The organism is Weissella muntiaci (assembly GCF_008107635.1).
Taxonomy (GTDB): domain Bacteria; phylum Bacillota; class Bacilli; order Lactobacillales; family Lactobacillaceae; genus Weissella; species Weissella muntiaci.
This window is the reverse complement of the sequence record NZ_SDGZ01000018.1, coordinates 1-21,566: the sequence shown is the minus strand read 5'-3', so window position 1 is coordinate 21,566 and position 21,566 is coordinate 1. Positions and strand designations below refer to the sequence as shown.

Genomic DNA, 21,566 nt, shown 5'->3' with positions numbered 1-21,566 from the left:
ATTAAATTATGAAATGAAATGAGGTCGACTAATGCTAGCAACTTTAATTAAGCCTCGCGATGAGCTAATTACGATTAGTGAAGATGCCACAATTGAAGAAGCCTTGGCCCTTTTCGAGGAATACACCAGTATGCGTGCGATTCCAATCTTGGACACATCAGGTCAGTTGTTTCGCGGTGCTATTTATAAAATGCATATCTACCAGCATTTGATGAATGGTGGCGAGCGTAACCTGCCCGTCACCGCTATGATGCGTAATACAACTAAGTTTATTGGTATCAATGCCACTTTCTTTGAATTAATTTTTAACATGCGTGACTTGCCATTTATCACGATCTTGGATGAGGATAATCACTTTTTAAGTATTATTACCCACAGTCGTCTAATGGACCTTTTGGCACAATCACTCCAGACTGACGAAGGTCGCTACACACTAACTTTGCTTACTGATGGCGAACGCGGTAGTTTGGAAAAGGCTGCTAAAATCATTTCACGATATACGTTAATTAGTTCCTCAATGACTTTAAATCCCGACAACAATCCTCGGACAGTCCGAATCATGTTTACCTTACCTGATTCTGTAGATGAGGGTCGTCTATCTAAAATTATTCGTGTCTTATCACGTAAAGGATTCCATCTAGAATCACTTGAAGATTTGCACAAACAATCATATCTATAAATAAAACCCGCTTTAATTAAATTAAAGCGGGTTTTATTTTTAGCTTATTTAGCTACAACTGGGATCCATGCTTGCCCTTTAACTTCAGTAGCGCTTTCCGCCGTCTTTAAAATCGCATTCGGTCCACCAACATACATATATTCAGTATTATTTGGTAGAATCTCAAAAAACGCTGCTCCTTCTAGGTTCGCAAATAATTCAGGCGCAGTCTTGGCAGTCCCTTCAACGACAATATACTTACCAGCAGGGAAATCAATTGACCGCATATCGTCCCCTTCAACATTAGCATCACTCTCAACGCCAACATAATACATAAATGCACCACCGATATTCTCATTTACGGTGAATTCAAATAGCCATTCTTTGCTTGCGGCTTTAAATTTTCAAAGCGTTAATCCTGATTCACGCCCTCCCACAAAGCAACTTTTTGCTCAGCCATCGCCGCATATGGATTCTCGCCTGTACCCACTGCCAACTCACGACCAATCGCTAACACCTTAAATTGCTCCTTCGTTTCAACCTTATAGTCAACCATATTGCTTTCCTCTTTTCATTTGATAAAGTTATTATAGAATGTAAGGGTGTCAGAAATTGACACCCTTTGAGGTGAAACATGAATAAAACTAATCGAATTAACACAATGATGCGCTTTATGAACAATCGTCAACACTTTACAATTAGCCAATTAATGGCTGAATTTGATATTTCGCGCAGTACCGCCATTCGTGACATCCATGCCATTGAGGAATTAGGCATGCCTTTAATTGCTGAATACGGTCGTGACGGCGGATACGAAATCATGGAGAATAAACTGCTCCCAGCTGTTCAATTCACGGATTCTGAGCTCAAAGCACTCTTTGTAAGTTTTATGGCGACAACTAATCAACAGATGCCATACTTACAGGATCGCCGATCAATTACAGAGAAATTGCTCAATATTGCCTCGCAAGCCCAGCAAGACGATCTACTTGAATTGCAGAAGCTCCTTCGCTTTGAACATAGCAACGAAACACAGGCAAACATTGTTGAACTACAAGATTTTGCACATCCAATCCTCATGCGGTTAATCAACCAGACTTTAAGCGGACGCTTCCTGAGTTTGATTGTTGATCAAACTCCATTATCAGTCTATGTGCTCTCTATTAATCAAAGACACGCCAACTGGTTTTTGGATGCCTTTAATTTGGATACCCACCAAAAAGAACACATCGCAGTTGCTGATATTAACGACATTACCAACCAAGCTGTCGAAGAAGGACTTACTCCTGATAAAATCCAGACACTGCTCCGCAAGCAAAAGACCCTGCCTAACTTAAGCCTCAAACTTGATATCACCGCAATTGAACGCTTTAATCAACTTCATTTACCTGATATTGTCTTGGCCTACACGGATCCCTTTAAGCAAACCGGTTACTTAGAAACTTATATTGACCCAACATCAGCAAAAGAACGCAACGATGCATTAGCATGGTTATTCTATTTAGGACCTGGTATTCAGTTTCAAAGCGTTCCAACTGAATTGAAGCGCACCTTTTCAAACAACTGGTTATCAAATTTATGATAAAAAAAGAACCTGCATTATGCAGGTTCGATCAAAACGACTATCTAAGCATAGGCGTTTTTTTATTCTTATAGCTTTAACAACCCAAACATCCCCATCAAAATTACGAGGATACCAACAACGATTCGATACCATCCGAAGATTTTGAAATCATGATTTTGAATATAGCGCATCATGAACTTAATCGCAAAGAATGCTACGATCCACGATACAACGAAGCCGACAATCATCACAAAGGTCTGTGCACCAGTGAAGACACCTCCATCAGCCACATACTTACCAACCTTCAGGATTGATACACCAAACATCACTGGAATTGACATAAAGAATGAGAATTCAGCAGCAACGAAACGTGATGTCCCCAAGAACATCGCTCCCAAGATTGTTGCTCCAGAACGTGATGTTCCTGGTACGATTGATAGTACTTGGAACATTCCAATGGCCAATGCCATCTTCCAGCTCATCTTATCAAGATCACTGAGCCATGGTTCAACGCGCTCGTTGCGTGTCTCCAAGAGAATGAACAAGATACCATAGAAGATCAATGTTCCAGCAACAACCCATGGATTCATCAAATGTGCATCCATCCAATCATTGAGCAAGAACCCAAAGACCACTGCTGGTAGAACACCGATGATTACCTTAAACCATAAACGCCATGTTGCCACCCGCTCACGGTATGACTTCTTGCTTGCAAAGGGATTCAATTTCGTGAAATATAGCTGAATAACTGCCATAATTGCACCCAATTGAATCACGTAATCGAACATATTGACGAACGCCTTGGTCCAAACAGCTCCCGCAGGCAAGCCCATCAATGATTCCGCAATAATAATGTGGCCAGTTGATGAAACCGGTAGGAACTCTGTGATTCCTTCAACGATTCCAATAATCAGCGACTGAATAAACTCAATAATCATAATAAATCCTCGTTAATGTAGAACAGTACATGAACCGCACTTATATATGAGTCTACCACGTTGCTGCTGATACGACCACAAAGCCATGACCGCTCCAGTTAACTCCATGCGCCCCACCAGCGTGAGCGCTAATCGTCAAAATAATGACCCCAATCACAATTAGAACAAAACCGGTAATGATTAACTTTAGTAATTTAGGCATGAATCTGCTCCCCCTTCTGCTTTGAGAAACGCCGTCCCAAGAATTTTACAAAGGTAATTAATCCATCCAAGGCAACCTTCAAAATTAATAAACCTATCGGCCAGGCGATAAACTGAATTCCAGTTAAAATCAAACCAATCCCAATCCAGAAGAATCCAACTGCTAGGCTTTGACTCAACACGCCTACACCCGCAACCAACATAATAACTCCAACGACTGCCGACAAAGCCAGCAAGAAAATCGTCAAAACCACCATGACGACTAAGACAAAGAGCCCTGCTAGGATCATTAAAACTGCTGGGATCCAGGCCCATGATGTCAAAAGCGCCAATAATACTACCCATAGTAAATTCATTTGGCGTCTGACCCGCTTGGTTTGTTGTACGCGGGTTGATTCATTTTCATCTGGTGCATCATTATCAATGATGTCATCATAACGAATTGAGTAATCAACCAGCACTCGGCGTGCCAATTGCTTTGGCGTACCAAATTCTCGAATCAACTTTTCGCCAGTCAACCCAGCGTCAGATGCGTATTCTCGATAGAATTCAACCACATCGGTCTGTTCTTCTTCTGTTAGTCCCTTCAGATGCCCCTGCAACTGCCGAAAGAAAACTTCATTCTCCATTGTCCACTCCTTCTAACATAACCTTGTTAATTTTAGTTGAAAATTCATCCCAAGCTGCTTTAATCGTCTTTAATTCATCCTGACCCGTTTCTGAGATTTGATAATACCGTCGATTACGTCCTTCAAAAGGTTCATCATACGTGGTCACAAAACCTTTGGCCTTTAACCGCCGTAGCACTGGATACATTGTCGATTCAGATACAGTAAACTGCTCCTGAACCTGCTTGGTCAGCGAGTATCCATAGAGATTCTCCCGAGCCAAGAGGGACAGAACTAGCCCGTCCATTAATTCACTTGATAGTTGCATTCCCATACCCTTTCTCTTTACAATACTATATGTCGTATAATATAATATAACTATAAGGCGGAGCACTAACTGTGTCAAGCCCCCTTTCTTGTTATATAATTCAAGTAGGAAAGGGTGTATTCAATAAAGGAGAGGCATTATGGCAAAGAAACTATATCGTTCAAACAATCGCGTCTTTAGTGGCGTCTTGGGAGGCGTCGCAGAGTATTTTGATTGGGATCCATCATTAACACGAATTATTTTCGTTCTCGCGGCCGTCCTAACTAGTGGATTTCCACTATTGATTGCTTATATCATCGCAGCAATCATCATCCCAGAACGACCATATTACCAAGAGAATCAGACACAACCTAAAGACGTCACCCCTGATAATGATTAAATAAAAAGCTCAGTGATAAAAATCACTGAGCTTTTCTTTTTAATAATTACTATAAGCATTCGAACTAGTGCTGTAAGTGCTAGTACTATAAGTTGATGTCGACGATGTTGTATCCTCGTCATCATCAGTACCACCACTGACAATTCCGTATTCGCTTAATACTGATGATGAAATTTCGCCACCAAACAGATTTCCAGTCTTAGCTTTACTCAAGCCAAGTGACGACCGCAACTTATTAGTTACACGTTGCATTTCGGTTGCGCTCACGTGCTCATAAGAAACGCCATCAATCATCATCTCGCCACCTTGAGCATGATCTGAAACAATGTTCTTACTTGCTGACATGTAATTTGAAACAATCGTCAACATATCACCAAAAGTCAAATCAGTCTGGGCACTCTTTGAGATCAAGTCCAAGAACTTTTGATTAACCAACTTGGTTGGGTTAGACTTACCAGCTTTAACAATTCCTTCAACGACCAAGCGTTGACGTTGCTGACGTCCGTAATCACCTTGTGGATCGGCATAACGCATCCGTGAGAATGCCAAAGCCGCCTCACCATCCATAGTATCGGATGACTGTGTCTGCTTACCGTTAACAGTATGTGTCCACTCTGTTGAACCCTTTGTAAAGACGTAATAGTTATCACCGTCTGAGTGGGCTGTATCAGGATTATAGTTAAAGGTTAGTGGTGACTCAACTTGAACTCCACCCACTTGATCAACCACCTGCTCCAAAGCCTGCATATTTACCAAGGCATAGAAATCAATTGGCACATTCAGCCATTGTTGAACTGTCTTGATCGCAGTTGCCGAAGAACCAAGTTCATAAGCTGAATTCAACTTCTGTGGGAAGGTACTCGTGTACCCTGGGATCGCTGTCAAGTTATCTCGAGGTAGCGACATAATCGTTACCTTATCAGTCTTAGGATTGACAGTCGCCAACATCATTGTGTCAGTTCGACCTTTGTAATCACGCCCTAGCTCACCAGTATCGGTCCCTAGTAGCAGAATTGAAAAGGGCTTCCCATCTTTAAGGATCTGAGAAACATTACGTTGCTTTTTAACCCCTGAATCATTATACGTTTTGTTGGCGGTTGAACGAATACTATTGTAGTAATACGCACTCACTCCTCCACCTATCAAAAGTAGAAGGCCTAAGATCAACAAAATGGCATTCCGAATTCGATGGGTCTTTTTTATTCCTCGAGCTCCGCGTACCTGATTTCGTTCAACTCTCGTCTGGCGATCTTGTCTCGGCTCCATGTTTGGATCCTGCCTCTCTTACAAATTAATTTCATTATAATAACTCTTCAATTTTACAATAAAATATATTACTCGTCAGTACCTTTTACCAATCGTGATAGTAAGCGACCTATATCCACCTTAAAATCACCTGCTTTTGCTATTTATTTTTTATGATATTTAAGGGGTAATCATCGAATCACGCCCTTTAAATCAACGTTTCAAGCATACAGCCTTCAATTTTAACTAAAAAACTTAAAAAAGATTGAATATTTTCTAAAAGTCTAGAAAACATCCAATCTTAAAATAATTCTTTAGTTATTGCTATTTAACGTTAGATCACTTTCTGTGTTACTACTTGAATACAAATAGTCCGCAGAACCAACACTATAAAGATCCGAATTAGACACCTCACCAGCAAACTCAGAGCCCGTCTTCGCGCTCTTCAATCCCAAAGCACTCCGAACTTTATTAGTCATTGCCTGGCGCTGGTTGGTTGTTAATCTTTGATAAGAAACCCCATCGTACATCTGGGCCTCACCTTGAACTGTATAAGAGGTAACTTTATCAGTTGCCTTTAAATAGCTTGATCCAATCGTCAACAAATCATTCCAAGTCAGATCAGTCGCAATATTCTTGGCTGCCGTATTAAAGAATGTAGAATTTAGGATCTTAGTTGGATTACTCTTAGCCTTATCAATCACAGCTTGTAGAATCAGCCGTTGGCGGAGAGTCCTTCCGTAGTCGCCTTGCGGATCCTCATAACGCATTCGGGCAAAGGCCAACGCCGCATCACCGTTCATCGTTGTGTATTTTGCAAAAGTGCTACCATCTGCCGCATACTTGAAGGAACTTGAGCCCTTCGTAAATTGATACAAATTGTTTCCGTACTCTTCAGCAGTATCTTGGCTAAATGTGAAACTCAATGGCGAATTAACCTTAATTCCACCAAGTTGATCAACGACCTGTCCCAATCCACTCATATTAACCATTGCATAATAGTTAATCGGCACATTAAACATTTTCTCAATCGTGCTCATGGTTGTGCTAACGCCATCACCAAGACTGGCATTACTATCAGATGTTTCTTTAAACGCATAGGCCGCATTTAGTTTCTGCGGGAAAGAACTCTCAAAACCTGGAATCGATGTCATCACATCACGCGGAATCGAAACAATTGTTGTGGAGTTCTTCTTGGGATTAACTACTACTAACATAATTGAATCCGTTAACCCCGAACGATCACGATTGGAGCCAAAGCTACCATCTGTACCAGTATCAGTTCCTAACAGCAAAATTGAAAATGGCTTATTACTGTTCAATAAGGCTGCATTGGCTTTCTCATTCCCAGTCGATGAATAGGTCTTATTCACAGCGCTATGAGCAATATTGTAAATATAGGCCGCATACGCGCCACCGCCTAGTAACGCAATTCCAAGAATTGACAAAACGATTGATACAATTAGACGCCTTGGGCGGCGCTTCTTATGCTTATCGTTCTGTCGTGAAACTCTTGATTCAAGATGTTCTTTTTCCATTCTTTAAACCTCATCACCTATATCCGTGCCCAATTTTACGATGTACCAAGTCACGCATTCTGCATTCTATGCTCGTTTTCTCAAAGTAATCATAAATAACCGCAGTAAAAAAGGGGCAATGAAAAAATCGCTTTTTCCACTAACCCCAAATTATTATTTCCCCTGTTAATTATTTAAGCTTACCATGATTTGATTTCATCGTAAATCATTTATCAAACAGATACAGGTGCTTTGATCGACTTAGCCGGATTATAGTCCAGAATTTCGATATCTGCCATCTTGTAATCAAATAATGATTCAACCGCCGGGTTCAAGACTAATTGTGGCAACGGCGCCATCTGCCGAGATAATTGTTCTTCAATCTGCGCAAAATGGTTGTTGTAAATATGCGCATCACCAAAGGTATGAATAAACTCCCCCGCCTCTAATCCAGTCTGAGCGGCAACCATATGTAGAAGTAACGCATATGAAGCAATGTTAAATGGCACGCCTAAAAAGATATCCCCCGACCTTTGATAGAGTTGTAAACTAAGTTTATTTCCAACTACATAGAACTGAAACAATGTATGACAGGCCGGCAATGCTTGTGTTGGCACCGCCTCAGGATTCCACGCTGATACAATCAAGCGTCGCGAGTCTGGGTTATTTTTGATCTGTTCAACCACATCTTCAATCTGATCAATAAAGCCCCCTTGCACTTTACGCCAATGACGCCATTGAGCGCCATAAACATCGCCGAGTTCACCAAACTCTTCCGCAAAAGCAGGATCAGTTAAGATCCGCTCCACGAACGCCGCATGTTCTTGGTCATATAATTCTTTAAAATCTGCATCATCGACCGAACGGTGACCGAAGTCTGTCATGTCTGGCCCGCGATATTGATCAGACTCAATCCAACGTTTGAAGGCCCACTCGTCCCAAATATGATTTTTATGTTCTAATAGGAACCTAATATTCGTATCACCACGTAAAAACCAAAGCAACTCACTCTTAATTAGTCCAAATGGAACTCGTTTCGTTGTTAGTAACGGAAAGCCTTCTGCCATATCAAAGCGAAGCTGCCGACCAAATACTGAACGCGTTCCAGTCCCAGTTCGATCACTCTTATCCGCTCCGTGTTCCATAACATCACGTACGAAATCTAGATATTGCTGTTCATTTTGACTCATAATCGTCTCCTAGTTATTCAAATAACGTTCTAAATTTAATGCCTGTAAATCAGCCTGCTCTAAGGTCACCTTTTCTAAGGCAATCTTCTTTTGCTGAATCAATTCCATCGCAAATGAGTCATTATTGTAATTACGTAGATAGTTAATTTTGCGAATACCGGCTTGCAGCAAAAACTTTGTACAATGCACACATGGGAAATCTGTTACATAAATCTCCGCACCATCTCCTGAAATTCCCATCTTCGCCAACTGTAAAAGGGCATTCTGTTCTGCATGAACCGCTCTAATGCAATGGCCATCAACGATTAGATCTCCAACATCCGAACAATGCGGCGTTCCTGCAACAGAACCATTATATCCAGAAGCAATTATTCGACCATCCTTTACAATAACCGCACCAACATGCAAACGAGTACATGTACTCCGTGAGGCCAACATCGTCGCCTGTAAGGCAAAATACTTTGGCCAGTTAATTCGTTCGGATTCCATTGCTATTCTCCTTGAATTCATAAGTTCATCCTTTAATTTTAGCAAATACACGGACGATTTTCCAAGTCCATTTACTTATCGTTCGATGGATTTGTATTGGATGCTAAAAAGTGATATACTGAAATGATTACTTTGTGATTTACGCACATTTTACGTAGCGGTCTCATTTGCCGCTAACTGTGGGTTAGCCCACGAAAGGAGTGCAAAATGCCTGCAGCATTAGCAGAAATTAAGCAACATCTTGATGATCATATTGGCCAGACAGTTACTTTGATAACTCATGAAAGCCGCAACCGTACGATCGAGCACCAAGCTATTGTCCGTGAAACATTTCGTTCAGTATTTGTGCTAGATCTACAACAACAAGGTCACGAATTTGATCGGGCCTCATTTAGCTATACTGATATCCTAACTGAGAATATCGAAGTTAAATACTAATATTTTGGGGAGCAATGTATCAAATATTCATTCCCTTGAAAAAGCCACATCTTTCAATTGAGAGGTGTGGCTCTTTTTGCATCTAAAAAGCCTTGCCACTGAACAAATCAGTGACAAGGCTTTTTTCTATATTACTGGTAATTGCGTTACTTCAAGTTCATTGATAAATGTGTCCTTATAGTCCAACACCTTAATTACAAAGTTTTCAACCCGAACCTGCGTCCCATTTTGAATTACATCCTCAGCATCCAATACAAAGCCTGATAATGTTACCATCTCGGATTTATCAAAAACTGGGATATCCGTATGGAAGAAGCGCTCAAAATCATACAACGTCAGCTTACCGGACATCTTGTACACATGGGTACCGTTGTCATCATCGGATATCTTCTCGATCATGTCTTCAGCAACTTCGTCGACCTCGTCACGAACGGTCCCAAAGAGCTCTTCATAAATGTCCTTATCAGTAACAATTCCAGATGTTCCACCATATTCATCACCAACAATTACCATCGGTGTCCGACTCGTAATCATCCGCTTCAATACGTCCATAATTGGCATGTTTTCCGGCACTGTTGGCAAATTTCGAATTACTTTACGCACTGAGACGGTGTCATCAATCGTGGATTGATACATAATATCGTAATTAAAGACGTAACCCAGAATTTTATCCTTGTCATTATTAGCCACAACTGGAAAACGCGAGTGCTTGCTCGTGAAATATTCTTGCAAAGCAGTCCGAACACTGGTTGTCACATCAACTACTTCTAATTGTGTTCGATCGATCATAATATCGTTAGCAACCTTGTCGGTCATTTCAAAAGCGCGTTCCATAAAGACATAGTCTTCATCATTAACTTCACCCTGACGAGCCGCAACGCGCGTTAGGGACAAGATCTCAGCTTCGGAATAAACTTCCTCGCCCTCATCAGCAATCTTTAGACCCATTAAACGAGTAAAGAACACTGCTGAAACATTTAATAACCACACAAATGGATAGAAAACCAAATGGAACACACGTAATGGTGTTGCCACGAACATAATTACCCGAATTGGAAATTCAATCGCCACATTCTTAGGGATCAATTCCGTAAAGACAACCTCAATATAAGTCAAAAAGACCAAGGCAATAATTGAGGCGACCACTCCCGCTGCAATTCCAGGGACTTGTTGTAGGATTCCCAGATCAAGCAACAGTTGTGCAACCGTCCGCTCTCCCAGCCAACCTAAAATCAGTCCTGCTAAAGTAATTCCAACCTGTGTCGTTGATAGATATTCATTTAAATTCTCGACCATATTGATCGCCAAATTAATCTGACGTGATGGACGTTCTCTTTTAGCTTGATAATCTTCTAGCGCCGATTTTCTAACCTTAACGAGCGCGAATTCTGCCGCAACAAAAACTGTGGCAAATATTAATACAATGATAACAATAAGACTCGATATCATTTCCTGACCAATTGTCAAAACTTTTCCCCTATTTCTTCTATAATGATTATCTACATTATACTAAAAAATAGCCGATCTTAATACCGATCGGCTATTTCCTTAATTTTCATCTAAATCTTCAACATCTTCAATTGGCAAAGCGACTACTTCAAAATCGTTAATATAGGCATCTTTGAAATCTAAAGCCGTGATTTCAAAGTTTTCTACATAAATTGGTTGGCCGACTTCTACCTCTGGATGCTCATCAAGCACGAATCCAGTCAAGGTCACCATCTCTGATTCCTCAAAGACCCGAATGGTTGTCTTAAAGAAACGTTCAAAATCATAGAGCGTGATTTTACCAGAAATCTTATAATGCATATTACCTTCATCATCCGATCCCATCTTGGTAATCAAATCATCGGCAACATCATCAATCTCATCACGAACCGTCCCAAACAATTCTTCATAGACATCCTTATCAGTGACAATTCCAGATGTTCCACCATACTCATCCTTAACAACCACGATTGGTGTCCGGTGCTTAATCATCTCTTGTAACACTTCTGTGATTGGTTGGTTCTCGCTGACAGTTGGAATATTTCGCAAAACCAAGCGAACCGAGGAATCCATATTCAGACGTCCCTGGCGAACCAAATCATAATTATACGCGTAACCTAAAATCTTATCCTTATCATTATTAGCCACCACTGGAATTCGCGAGAAACCTTCTTCTAAGTAGAGGTTAAGTGCGTCCTGAATTGAGGCTGTCACGTCCACAACTGTCAGTTGCGTTCGATCGATCATGATATCCACGGCTACCTTATCATTCATCTGAAAGGCGCGCTTCATGAAGGTCAAATCTTCTTCATCCAATTCCCCAGCTTGTGCCGCATCCTCTGACAAAGAAATGATTTCATTCTGTGAATAAATATCTTCGTCTGGATGTGCATTGAAGCCAAGCATCCTTGTAAGTACCGCTGCCGCACGATCAAATAACCAAATCAAAGGGTATAAGATCACGTGGAAAAACATTACTGGTCGCACGATGAATAACAATACTCGGACCGGTTGATCGATCGCAATGTTTTTTGGCACCAAATCTGTAAAGACAGCATGGATAAAGGTAAAAATCAAAATAGCTGCGATTGAAGCAATGCTATGTGCAACTGCTGCGGGGAAAATATTCGCATCAATAATTAAATTGGCAATTGTTTCTTCACCAATCCAACCTAAAATCAGCGACGTGACAGTAATTCCCACCTGGGCGGTTGATAGATACTCCGTTAGGTGGTCAAGCATGTTCAACGCATGACTAACATTTGCAGATGGCTTTTGGCGTGCTTCTTGCAAAGCACGTAAAGCTGATGGACGAACTTTCACAAGTGAATATTCTGTCAGCGTAAATAGCACTGCTAATATTAAAATAATAACGATTATAACTAGATTGATCATATAAGACGGACCGGAATCCATATTTTGGTTACCTCTTTCTTTACTTAAACTTTTATTGTAGTAGCATCATTATATAATTTACTTTGCGTAAACACCAGCATCAAAGAGTGCATTATGTAGTGTAATAAATTCTTCTAAGCTCAACTTTTCGGCTCGAATCTTAGGTGAGATCTCGGCCTGCTCCAATGCTTTAGTTAATTTATCAACCATTACTTCATTTTTGCCGAAGGCAGCCGTTAAATTATTCCAAAGCGTCTTACGCCTTAAAGCAAATCCGATTTTGAATAATTCAAATAACTGTTTCTCATCATGTGGCAATACCGCTAACGGCTCACGTGGCGTAAGTTTAATAATCGCTGAATCAACATTTGGATTCGGCACGAAAGACTTACGTGACACAGTGAAGGCAAGCTTGGCATCCATACGGTACTGCACGGCTAGTGATAATGAACCGTATTCTTTTGTTCCTGGTACAGCCGAAAGTCGATCTGCAACTTCTTTTTGCATCATAACTACGATTGCATCAAAGTGAATTTCAGACTGCAACATCTGCATCAAAATTGGCGTTGTGATGTAGTAAGGCAAGTTAGCCACCAACTTTAGTGGCGCCGTTGTATCAGTGAAACTTGCCTTGATTGCAACTGGCAAATCAACTTTTAAAATATCTTGGTTGACCACCTTAATATTATCGTAAGGGCTCAATGTATCTGCCAAGACATTAATCAATCGAGTATCGATTTCAAACGCAAGGACTTCTTTAGCCGCCCGCGCCAGCTGTTCTGTCAAAGCACCAATTCCTGGACCAATTTCAATCACATTATCTGCCGCCGTCACATCCCCAGCAGCCACGATATTATGCAGGATATTTATATCCGTTAAGAAATTTTGCCCCAAAGACTTCTTAGTATTGATACCATACTGATTCATGATGGCCTGCGTTCGCAGTGGGCTAGCAATATCTGGTATATCAACCATGTTTTATTAATCCTCAATTTCTTCCAAGGCCGCTAATAATTCTGTTCGCTTAATCCCGAACATCTCCAGCCGCTTTAATAACTGTTTCCCATTCACATAACCTAGGTGCAACCGCTCAGCTACTTTAGTTCGTCGCTTTGCTGCTCCTGCACCCGCAATTAGTCCCGCTCTTAACAAATCCGCTTGGCTTATATCAGAGTGAAGTTCAACCGCCGTTGGCGTCGCTACATCAGCCAAAGCAGCCTCGATGGTTGCTCCATTCGCGTACTCAATGCCCAAACTATGATGTGGGATCAAACGTCCCGCTTCATCTTTGGTCAAAAAGGCATGCTTTGCGGTTGGCACTGCTGCCGTGATCAACTTTCTAAGCCGTTCACCGTTAAAATCGGGATCCGTGAACACGATAATTCCGCGTGTCTTAGCAGCTAATTCGATTGCTTGCAATGTTGTTGCTGCCAAAGCTGATCCATTCGTCTCAATTATATCTGCATCAACAAATTGCTTAATAACGGCTGTATCGGCCTTACCCTCAACAATAATTACTTCGTTAATCTTTAACATCAATTATCCTAAATGCCACAAACGATGTGCATTCTCCCGCGTGATATTGGCCAATTCATTGTATTCCATCCCCAATTGGTCAGCCAAATTTTGAATTGTGTAACGCACAAACATTGGCTCGTTTTGCTTACCACGCATTGGAACAGGCGCTAGATAAGGCGCATCGGTCTCAACTAGCAGGCGATCCAAAGGTACAATCTGCAAGGCTGCTTGAACTTCCTTTGCATTCTTAAAGGTTGCAATTCCAGAAAACGAAATATACATCCCCAAGTCCAAGAAACGCTGTGCTTGTTCTGGATTACCTGCGAACGAATGCATCACACCACCAAATTGTGCAACATCGTTAGCTTTAAGCATCTCATAAACGTCATCAAAGGCATCTCGTGCATGGACGGTAACTGGTAGCTTGAACTCCTTTGCTAAGTCCAAATGCTTTTGGAAAGCAGCCTTTTGATCAGCTGGGGTCGTGGTGTCCCAATAATAATCCAGCCCCGTTTCACCGATACCAATCACGGCATCATCTTGTAATTGTGCTCTGAGCGTTGCCAACTCTGTATCACCAAAACCGTTGATATCCTCTGGTTGCCAGCCAACGATCGCGTGCACCCCTTCAAATTCATGGGCGATTTCAATTGCACGTTCATTACCAACCGCATCATAACCAACGATATTCATTTCCACAATCCGGTGCTCACGAGCACGGGCCCAATAAGCTGCTACATCATGCCAGAACACATCATCATTTAAATGTGTGTGTGTATCAAAACTATCAGCCGGACGCTTTGTTGGATCATAAATAGCCATTTTGATCTTACCTACCTTATATTTAATGTTTATTTTCGTTAATTTCTTATTTTTCCAATCTATATTATGATACCAAAAAAACACGATTGCCACAGCGTTTATTAACTCGGTATCTGGTTTCTAGTCAATTAATCTAAATTCAAATAAAGAATCCATCCTAACTGTCAGTTAAGATGGATCCGGTCGATCATTAATCTTCAATGTCTGATGACAGTAATAACGCTTGTGCCGCAATTACTTCATCGTACAACGCCTTCAAAAGAGCGGGGTTAAATTCATTTTTCAAGCGACCATTTTGAACGTATGTCAATTCTGCCTGCAGGGCTGCCATAAGAACTTCACTCTCCTGCACGTCAGTGTCTTCTTGATTCTGCCAACGTCCTCGACTTGATGCAATGACATGACGAACAGCGATAATATGTCGTTGATCAGCTCCATCCATTTCTAGTTTATTAATGTACTCCGTTAATGCTGGATCTGAAATCGTCTCCATCTCATTAAAAATTGACTTTCGTGAGTTCTCTTGAACTTCTCTAAGTTCTTGTGGTCGAGTTTGGAGTTGATTATCAATCCATGCCTGCTGTTGCTCAACGCGCTCCCTGACAGCTTCTTGGACGGGAGCGGGAAGCTCATCCAAGCGAGCCATTTGTGCATTTAATCGCTCGCTTGAACGTTGTAGCCGTTCAACTCGCCGGTTATATTCCTTCTGCTGATGTTTATGCTTGCCGTTACTGTTGATTAGCCGCTTAATCATATGCCACAAGATATGCAACCACATCAAGAAATTCCGACGCCCAAAGGCCCACTTCCGGTCTTGGCTGGCCTTGATTCGACGATAGAAGATCATCGTGTTCTCACTCACACTACCTTCTTCAATTGCCTCTTGCATCGCCTGATCAATCACCCCAGCAACTTCCTTTGACGCACTCGCCCAAGCGTCGCGGTCCAATTGATCACTACCATATCCCAATTGATCCTGTAGCTGTCCAATTACTCTTTGTTTACTTGTGTTAGGAATGTCCAAACTATCCACGAAGGCCATCCCCGTATTAATCATTGCGAGGTGAGCGTTAGAGTATTCTTCTAATCCAAACTTCGCTTCAACATTTGGCAAGATTCTTGGGAATACAAATAACGGTACAATCAAACTCAGCAAGATCACCGTTGACGCAATTAGCAAAATTGCATTTCTTTCTGGAAATGCAGCGCCACTATCCAAGGTCATTGGCAGTGAGAAAGCCATCGCCATCGTGACGGTTCCATGAACACCACCAAAGGCAAAAATCCAACCATCACGACGTTGATCTTCAACCAAGTTGTGCAACGGTCCATCCTTAGTTCGATAAATCAAAATAAAGCGGAAGAGCAACATAACCAAATAAATTGCGACCCCGATTCCGACATAGTGTAACCACTCCATCATGTCGTGAGAAGCATAATCCTCGATAACTTCAACCAAGCTCGAACCTAGCAAAACAAAGACAAAACCGTTCAAAACTTCCGAAACAATTCCGGTTAACTGGTTAGTTAGATTGCTTAACACCGAAGACATAAATTGAGTATGATGACGTTCCTCATTTGAGAATACGCCTGTCACAACAACTGCAATAATCCCTGATAAGCCAATGTGCTCGGTAAGACCATAGATAAAGATTGGTGCCAAAAAATAGATCATCGTATGGGCAACAGTATCATCAAATTGATTTCTAAGCAGTTGCTGCCGAATCACCATCAAGACAAAGCCGGCAATCACACCGGCAATTGCCCCACCAAAGGCGACCTTCATGAATTCGGTAAATCCATTAACAAATGAAAATGTACCTGTATTTAGCCAAATCAAAGCTAGTTCTAATACTACCAGCCCGGTTGCATCATTAAACAACGACTCCAAGCTCAAGGCGCGCTTAATGCCACTTGGTACAACCCGACCGTCTGTCACCGATTCCAAAGCTGTTGCATCCGTTGGTGTAACAATTGCTGCTACGGCAAGCATCAGTGGCATTGCCCAATTCAATGCTCGTGATCCTAAGAAAGTCAGCAATAAAACCGTCAGAATCGCCACGCCGCCGGCTAGCCCAACAATTGCCCCAAAATTCCGCGAAATAATCCGCGCACTAGTCTTTTGACCTTCGTAGAACAGTAAAGGCGCAATGATTAACATCATAAACCATGACGGATCCAAATGTGGCGAAAGATTATGAGTGACTGGTATTAATGCCAGAATAATCCCCCCTAATATTTGCCAAAAAGCCTTTGGTATCTTAGGCATCGCCTGCGATAGAAAGTTTGCCAATATGATTGTTACGATCATAAATGACAACGCATAAAAAATCACCATGTATTCTTTTTCTCCCCTAGTTTCATTTTATTCCTTAAATTCCTCAATAATTTGCATAAAGATCTCGCCATATTTATCAGCTTTAACTGCCCCAATTCCGTTAATTGCCAGCAACTCCTGCAAATTCTTCGGTTTTTTAACACTTAACTCCATTAACGTCTGATCTGAAAAGATTGTGTAAGGTGGGTTTCCGGCTGCCCTTGCAAGTTCCAGTCGCTTCTCACGCATCTTTTCAAATAGTGCGCCGCCAACCGCCTTTGTTAAACGCTCATACGCTGGATCAGTTACCGCTTGCCGCTGAGTAACTTTTTGTTTGCCCTTCAACACTTGTGCTCCCAACCCCGTCAAAGACAAGCTATTATATTCACCTTGCATTTGAATATAATTATCTGCAATTAAATAATCCATAAAACTATTCAGCTTTTTCAAGGTGGTCTTTTCCATGATGCCATAGGTTGGCAGTTCATCAAACCTCGTCCAAGAAAGTTTATCGGCTAGCTTACCACGAAGGACTTGGACAGCCGTCGTTTTACTGGCCTGGTGACCCGTCTGCGTCATTCGATAAATATTGCTAAGGACTTTCTGGGCATCTTCTGTCACGTCCACCATTTCTCGTTGGTCGGTACAATTACTACAACGCCCACAATCCTCCATATCCTCACCGAAGTATTGCATGATGTATCTTGGTAAACACATCTGCGTTGCTGCGAAGTTCGTCATTTCCTGCAACTTCTGATATTCGTGCTGACGATAAGTCGCATCATCATGCTGACCATTATCAATAAAGAAACGTTGGAGACGAATATCAGCTGGTGAGTACAATAGAATCGCTTCACTATCTAGTCCATCACGACCAGCTCGTCCGATTTCCTGATAATATGCCTCAACGCTTCCAGGTAAGGTTGCATGGATGATATAACGGACGTTCGTTTTATTAATTCCCATCCCAAAAGCATTTGTCGCAACAATCACATCAACTGCATCATATAAAAATGCCTCTTGGGCTGCTTTACGATCTCCGTCACTCATTCCTGCATGATAGCCGACACTTTTAATGTTATGGGTTTGCAAAAATTCCGTTAATTCATCAACTTTCTTACGTGTTCCTGCATATATAATCCCGACCTCACCTGAGTGATTCTCAAGGTAACGCAAAATATAGGCCTGCTTCTCGCGTTCACTTAGTCCCTTTTCGATCTTTAAAATCAAATTCTGACGTGCAAAACCAGTTACAATCTTTTTCTGAATCCGCAAACGCGCTTCCAAATCGGCTTGAACACGATCCGTTGCCGTTGCGGTCAGCGCCATCAAATAGGGCTGGTTTGGTAGACGATCAATTAATTCCACTGCATGCAAATAACTAGGTCTAAAATCATGCCCCCACTGCGACAACACATGAACCTCATCAATAACAATCAGAGCAACCTGAGTCTCTGTCAGAAGTTGATAAAAGTTGGCATCTTCCAGCCTTTCTGGCGCAATATAGACCAACTTATATTCACCATTTCGCATCCGCCACTCGCGTTCACGTAAAGTTTCAAAGTCCAATGCTGAGTTAATCATCGTCGCGCTGATTCCTGCGGTCAAAAGTTCATCGACCTGGTTCTGCATTAGTGAAATCAAAGGGGAGACGACAATTGTTGTTCCCGGCAAAAGTAAGGCGGGAATCTGATAAGTAAGTGACTTTCCACCACCAGTTGGCATCACACCTAAAGTTCGCTGTCCGGCCAAAATATTCTCAATAATCTCAGCTTGTCCAGCACGGAAATCCTTATAACCGAATGTGGTCTGCAAAATTTCTAACGGTGTCATAGCCATTCTCCTATTCTTCAAGATCTTTAACAATAAGCATAGCAACTTTTAAACCTTCTGAATAGGTCATTCAAGATTATATAAAAATGTCTCACAATCATTAGAAGATCGTCCTAATAATTGTGAGACATTTTAATCACTGCTTAGCCTAATTCTGAGCCAGGAACAATACTTTCAGGAAGAATTGACAATGTTACAACATCATCCTTCTCAGATGAAAGCAACATACCTTCAGAAAGCTCACCCATCATCTTACGTGGCTTCAAGTTTGCTACGAAGGCCACATTTTTACCAATTAATTCAGTATATGCTGGATACCATTTCTTAATTCCTGACAGGATCGTCCGACCTTGCTCAGTACCATCATCTAATTTAAATCTTAGTAGCTTGTTTGACTTTGCCACTTCGCTAACGTCCAAAACCTTTGCAACGCGTAACTCAACACGATCAAAATCATCAAATTCAATCAATTCTTTACTTGGCACTTGAATGTACTCCTTTGCCGGGGCTTGGCTACCACCAGTCATTTCATCACGAATGTAAGCCACTTCAGCCTCTACATCAACTCTAGGGAAGATTGGCTGTCCCTTTGAAACAACTTTTCCGCCAGTAGGCAAATCGGTGAATTTCAAGTTCTCAATTGAAAGATCCGATGTATTTAAACCTAGTTGAGTAAAAATCTCACCAGGTGCAACTGTTAGCATTGGTTGCAACAGAATTGCCACCACTCTTAATGCCCCTGCCAAATGGGCCATCACAGATGCTAATTTAGCTTCATCAGCTTCATTCTTTGCTAGCGTCCAAGGCGTTGTTTCGTCGATGTACTTATTAGCTCGTGAAATTAATTTCCAAACTTCAGCCAATGCATCAGCCGTTCGCATCGCCTGCATGTCCTCGTTATAAGAACTAACAACACCATTAGCAATTCCAATCAAATCAGCGTCATACTCAGTTGCCCCTGTTTGCAATGTAGGAATCACGCCACCTTCATACTTGTTAATCATTGCAACAGTTCGGTTCAGCAAATTACCTAAGTCATTTGCCAAATCATAGTTAAGCTTAGAAACGAAGTCTTCAGGTGTGAAGATACCATCATTACCATATGGCATGGCCTTTAGTAGGTAGTAACGTACTGCGTCAATGCCGTAACGTTCAGCCAATGTATCAGGATAAACAACGTTTCCCTTTGACTTAGACATCTTACCATCACGCATAGTCAACCAACCATGACCCAAGACTTGTTCGGGCAATGGCAATCCTAGAGCGTGCAACATGATTGGCCAATAAATAGTATGGAAACGTACAATTTCCTTACCAACTAACTGGACATTTGCTGGCCAGAATTTCTCAAATAGCTCGGTATTGTCTGAGCCATAGCCCAATGCCGTAATATAATTTGACAATGCATCGATCCAAACATAGACAACATGATCTGGATCTGAGGCAACAGGTACGCCCCATTTAAAGGCAGTCCGAGTTACGGCCAAGTCTTCCAGACCAGGCTCAATGAAGTTAGCAATCATTTCATTCATCCGAGACTCGGGCTGAATGAATTCTGGGTGGCTCTTATAGTAGTCCAGCAGCCAATCTGCATATTTACTCATCTTAAAGAAATATGATGATTCTTTAACTAGCTCTACGTCATGGCCAGACGGTGCCTTACCACCGATCATCTTTCCATCAGCATCGCGATACACTTCAGCAAGCTGTGACTCAGTAAAGTATTCCTCATCATCAACTGAATACCAGCCTTCATATTCACCCTTATAAATATCACCTTGATCAAGGAATTGTTGGAAGATCTTTTGAATAGCCTTTTCATGCTGTTCATCCGTTGTCCGGATAAAGCCGTCATTTGTAATATCCAAAGATTTCCAAAGTTTCTGGATGTCTGCAGCCATACCATCTACATATTCTTTAGGTGTCATTCCTAGCTTATCAGCCTTTTGCTCGATCTTAAGACCGTGCTCATCCGTTCCAGTTAAGAAGTAGACATCCTCGTTCAACAAACGGTGATAGCGTGCCGCAGCGTCTGCCAATACCGTTGTGTATGTATTACCAATGTGTAGCTTACCTGATGGATAGTAAATTGGGGTTGTGATGTAGAAAGTCTTTTTATCTGCCATAAATTCCTCCCGCGCGGCGAATGAGCCGTGCGTCATTTTTTTGTACTTGATTACTGTTTTTAATTATAGCAATAATTTGGGGCCAGCGATTAAAAAATCGTATTTATCTTACCCATTATTTCGCAAAAAAAAGAGTAACCAAACGGTTACCCTTTTTATATTAAGCGGACGACGGGAATCGAACCCGCATTCCCAGCTTGGAAGGCTGGAGCACTAGCCATTGTACTACATCCGCATAGCATCGCGACGTCCTATCCTCGCAGGAAGAGATCCTCCAACTACTTTCGGCGCTACTGAGCTTAACTTCTGTGTTCGGTATGGGAACAGGTGTATCCTCAGTGCCATCATCACGACACGTTTGTTTCTATCTAGAAAGAATTATCTAATCCTCTCAAAACTGAATCTCTTTGTAAATCTTTCCTAGCTATTACACTGCTTTTACTTGGTTAAGTCCTCGAACCATTAGTACTAGTCCGCTCCATGCGTCGCCGCACTTCCACTTCTAGCCTATC

Annotated in this window: 21 protein-coding genes, 1 tRNA gene, 1 rRNA gene and 1 pseudogene; 4 read left to right on the top strand and 20 right to left on the bottom strand. The window is 41.7% G+C overall.

Features of this window, described 5'->3' with window-relative positions:
* Positions 1-31: 31 nt before the first annotated feature.
* Positions 32-679, top strand: coding sequence for a cyclic di-AMP binding protein CbpA (cbpA, locus tag ESZ50_RS08375; protein WP_148623117.1), 648 nt, complete (start codon positions 32-34; stop codon positions 677-679).
* A gap of 44 nt (positions 680-723) precedes the next feature.
* On the opposite strand, the pseudogene ESZ50_RS08370 reads toward cbpA, so the two are convergent.
* Together ESZ50_RS08370 and ESZ50_RS11745 are read right to left on the bottom strand one after the other, a co-directional pair.
* Positions 724-1,014, bottom strand: a pseudogene (locus tag ESZ50_RS08370) (effector binding domain-containing protein); the annotation flags it as partial.
* A gap of 56 nt (positions 1,015-1,070) precedes the next feature.
* A complete protein-coding gene (locus ESZ50_RS11745; protein WP_187387595.1) occupies positions 1,071-1,214 on the bottom strand; it encodes a hypothetical protein in 144 nt (47 codons plus the stop codon).
* A gap of 78 nt (positions 1,215-1,292) precedes the next feature.
* On the opposite strand from ESZ50_RS11745, the gene ESZ50_RS08365 reads away from it, so the two are divergent.
* On the top strand, positions 1,293-2,240 hold the full coding sequence (locus ESZ50_RS08365; RefSeq protein WP_148623115.1) for a helix-turn-helix transcriptional regulator: 948 nt from the start codon (positions 1,293-1,295) through the stop codon (positions 2,238-2,240).
* A gap of 68 nt (positions 2,241-2,308) precedes the next feature.
* Here the strand turns inward: ESZ50_RS08365 and ESZ50_RS08360 are convergent, their stop codons facing one another.
* Genes ESZ50_RS08360 through ESZ50_RS08350 form a run of 4 tightly spaced genes read right to left on the bottom strand, consistent with a single transcriptional unit; the run spans position 2,309 to position 4,303 of the window.
* Positions 2,309-3,157, bottom strand: a complete 849-nt coding sequence (locus ESZ50_RS08360; RefSeq protein ID WP_148623129.1) for an undecaprenyl-diphosphate phosphatase — start codon at positions 3,155-3,157, stop codon at positions 2,309-2,311.
* 55 nt (positions 3,158-3,212) lie between these two features.
* The gene (locus ESZ50_RS11740; protein WP_187387594.1) at positions 3,213-3,362 is read right to left on the bottom strand and encodes a hypothetical protein; all 150 of its coding nucleotides are present in this window, start codon (positions 3,360-3,362) and stop codon (positions 3,213-3,215) included.
* Positions 3,355-3,990, bottom strand: a complete 636-nt coding sequence (locus ESZ50_RS08355; RefSeq protein WP_148623114.1) for a DUF1700 domain-containing protein — start codon at positions 3,988-3,990, stop codon at positions 3,355-3,357. Before ESZ50_RS08355 ends, ESZ50_RS11740 begins: the two co-directional genes overlap by 8 nt.
* The gene (locus ESZ50_RS08350) at positions 3,980-4,303 is read right to left on the bottom strand and encodes a PadR family transcriptional regulator (protein WP_148623113.1); all 324 of its coding nucleotides are present in this window, start codon (positions 4,301-4,303) and stop codon (positions 3,980-3,982) included. Before ESZ50_RS08350 ends, ESZ50_RS08355 begins: the two co-directional genes overlap by 11 nt.
* A gap of 133 nt (positions 4,304-4,436) precedes the next feature.
* Between ESZ50_RS08350 and ESZ50_RS08345 the strand changes: the two genes are divergently transcribed.
* Positions 4,437-4,676, top strand: a complete 240-nt coding sequence (locus ESZ50_RS08345) for a PspC domain-containing protein (protein WP_148623112.1) — start codon at positions 4,437-4,439, stop codon at positions 4,674-4,676.
* Between the two features lie 39 nt (positions 4,677-4,715).
* Here ESZ50_RS08345 and ESZ50_RS08340 read toward each other — a convergent pair whose 3' ends face one another.
* From ESZ50_RS08340 to ESZ50_RS08325, 4 genes are all read right to left on the bottom strand, one after another.
* Complete coding sequence (locus tag ESZ50_RS08340; RefSeq protein ID WP_148623111.1) at positions 4,716-5,942, bottom strand: LCP family protein; 1,227 nt, start codon at positions 5,940-5,942, stop codon at positions 4,716-4,718.
* Positions 5,943-6,235: 293 nt separating this feature from the next.
* Positions 6,236-7,459 carry an LCP family protein gene (locus ESZ50_RS08335; protein WP_148623110.1) on the bottom strand — a complete coding sequence of 408 codons (1,224 nt, stop codon included), beginning with the start codon at positions 7,457-7,459 and terminating at the stop codon, positions 6,236-6,238.
* Between the two features lie 212 nt (positions 7,460-7,671).
* Complete coding sequence (locus ESZ50_RS08330) at positions 7,672-8,628, bottom strand: thymidylate synthase (protein ID WP_148623109.1); 957 nt, start codon at positions 8,626-8,628, stop codon at positions 7,672-7,674.
* A 9-nt stretch (positions 8,629-8,637) separates the two neighbouring features.
* Positions 8,638-9,117 (bottom strand): ComE operon protein 2, encoded by a 480-nt coding sequence (locus ESZ50_RS08325; protein ID WP_148623108.1) that lies wholly within the window; start codon positions 9,115-9,117, stop codon positions 8,638-8,640.
* A 207-nt stretch (positions 9,118-9,324) separates the two neighbouring features.
* Here ESZ50_RS08325 and ESZ50_RS08320 point away from each other — a divergent pair, with 207 nt between their 5' ends.
* A complete protein-coding gene (locus ESZ50_RS08320) occupies positions 9,325-9,555 on the top strand; it encodes a Veg family protein (RefSeq protein ID WP_148623107.1) in 231 nt (76 codons plus the stop codon).
* 126 nt (positions 9,556-9,681) lie between these two features.
* Here ESZ50_RS08320 and ESZ50_RS08315 read toward each other — a convergent pair whose 3' ends face one another.
* From ESZ50_RS08315 to rrf, 10 genes are all read right to left on the bottom strand, one after another.
* Positions 9,682-11,022 carry a hemolysin family protein gene (locus tag ESZ50_RS08315; protein ID WP_148623106.1) on the bottom strand — a complete coding sequence of 447 codons (1,341 nt, stop codon included), beginning with the start codon at positions 11,020-11,022 and terminating at the stop codon, positions 9,682-9,684.
* A gap of 81 nt (positions 11,023-11,103) precedes the next feature.
* Entirely contained in the window at positions 11,104-12,459 is a 1,356-nt protein-coding gene (locus ESZ50_RS08310; RefSeq protein WP_148623105.1) for a hemolysin family protein, read from the bottom strand.
* Between the two features lie 57 nt (positions 12,460-12,516).
* On the bottom strand, positions 12,517-13,413 hold the full coding sequence (rsmA, locus tag ESZ50_RS08305; RefSeq protein ID WP_148623104.1) for a 16S rRNA (adenine(1518)-N(6)/adenine(1519)-N(6))-dimethyltransferase RsmA: 897 nt from the start codon (positions 13,411-13,413) through the stop codon (positions 12,517-12,519).
* Between the two features lie 6 nt (positions 13,414-13,419).
* The gene (gene rnmV / locus ESZ50_RS08300) at positions 13,420-13,974 is read right to left on the bottom strand and encodes a ribonuclease M5 (RefSeq protein ID WP_148623103.1); all 555 of its coding nucleotides are present in this window, start codon (positions 13,972-13,974) and stop codon (positions 13,420-13,422) included.
* Between the two features lie 3 nt (positions 13,975-13,977).
* Positions 13,978-14,778: a TatD family hydrolase gene (locus tag ESZ50_RS08295; protein WP_148623102.1), complete on the bottom strand. Its 801-nt coding sequence runs from the start codon at positions 14,776-14,778 to the stop codon at positions 13,978-13,980.
* 190 nt (positions 14,779-14,968) lie between these two features.
* Positions 14,969-17,116 (bottom strand): cation:proton antiporter, encoded by a 2,148-nt coding sequence (locus ESZ50_RS08290; RefSeq protein ID WP_148623101.1) that lies wholly within the window; start codon positions 17,114-17,116, stop codon positions 14,969-14,971.
* Between the two features lie 27 nt (positions 17,117-17,143).
* Complete coding sequence (recQ, locus tag ESZ50_RS08285) at positions 17,144-18,928, bottom strand: DNA helicase RecQ (RefSeq protein ID WP_148623100.1); 1,785 nt, start codon at positions 18,926-18,928, stop codon at positions 17,144-17,146.
* A 143-nt stretch (positions 18,929-19,071) separates the two neighbouring features.
* Complete coding sequence (gene metG / locus ESZ50_RS08280) at positions 19,072-21,054, bottom strand: methionine--tRNA ligase (RefSeq protein ID WP_246111533.1); 1,983 nt, start codon at positions 21,052-21,054, stop codon at positions 19,072-19,074.
* A 163-nt stretch (positions 21,055-21,217) separates the two neighbouring features.
* Positions 21,218-21,289 (bottom strand) — tRNA-Gly (locus ESZ50_RS08275).
* A 3-nt stretch (positions 21,290-21,292) separates the two neighbouring features.
* Positions 21,293-21,409: ribosomal RNA gene (gene rrf, locus ESZ50_RS08270) — 5S ribosomal RNA — on the bottom strand.
* Between the last annotated feature and the right edge of the window lie 157 nt (positions 21,410-21,566).